Origin of the sequence: Methylosinus sp. Sm6 (genome assembly GCF_019802345.1) — a bacterium.
Classification (GTDB): domain Bacteria; phylum Pseudomonadota; class Alphaproteobacteria; order Rhizobiales; family Beijerinckiaceae; genus Methylosinus.
This window is the reverse complement of record NZ_JAINDZ010000132.1, coordinates 1-658: the sequence shown is the minus strand read 5'-3', so window position 1 is coordinate 658 and position 658 is coordinate 1. Positions and strand designations below refer to the sequence as shown.

Below are 658 nucleotides of genomic sequence, written 5' to 3'. Positions count from 1 at the left end.
ATGCGCCGCAGCTCCGCGGCATAGTCTTGCGCGATCGTGGTCATGCCGCATCTCCTTCTTGGAGCAGCCGGTCAGCTTCCGAGATGATCTCGAAATCGATTCCGAAATCATGGAGCAGGCCATAGCCCTCCAGGCGGCTATAGGGCTCGATCTCGGCTCGCACATGCATGCGTGCGAGATAACAGATGTGTTCGTCCACGCTGTCATAGTTCGTGATCGCTTTCGCGAACTCCGCGAGGAATTCCGGCGTGAACTTCGTTTCGTCGACGATCACGCGGACGATCTGGGTGACTTCCACGTCTCGCGTGATCATCTCATCGCCCTCGGCTTGGTGGCGGCCATCCTCCGCTCGTATTCGGACATGTGCCACATGCTCTCTATTTGGCTGCGGCGCTCGATCAGTTCGAGCCACAGGATCGCGACGCTCCACAGATTGCCCGCGTCGTCGCGCAGCGCCGCATAGTCCCCGCGGATATTCTCGATCAGGCCGACGATCTCGCGGCAGGCGTCGCCTTCGTCGCGCATGTCGTCGCCGGTGAAGCGCACGCGGTCGCCGATGCAAAACGTCGACTCTTCCTCTTTGGCGCTCCCGCCGTCTCGGATATTGATCATGAAATCCTCCTCACGCGGCTGCGAGATCGATGGTGATGGAGCGCCA

At 60.5% G+C, this 658-nt stretch carries 2 protein-coding genes; both read right to left on the bottom strand.

Features of this window, described 5'->3' with window-relative positions; translation table 11 throughout:
* Nucleotides 1–40: 40 nt before the first annotated feature.
* Nucleotides 41–298, bottom strand: a complete 258-nt coding sequence (locus K3F48_RS23910) for a hypothetical protein (RefSeq protein ID WP_222577932.1) — start codon at nt 296–298, stop codon at nt 41–43.
* Nucleotides 299–309: 11 nt separating this feature from the next.
* Nucleotides 310–612: a hypothetical protein gene (locus K3F48_RS23905; RefSeq protein ID WP_222577931.1), complete on the bottom strand. Its 303-nt coding sequence runs from the start codon at nt 610–612 to the stop codon at nt 310–312.
* Nucleotides 613–658 lie beyond the last annotated feature (46 nt).

Excerpts from the sequence above, each read along its gene's own strand:
- K3F48_RS23905 (WP_222577931.1), bottom strand. The coding sequence starts at position 612 with ATGATCAATATCCGAGACGGCGGGAGCGCCAAAGAGGAAGAGTCGACG.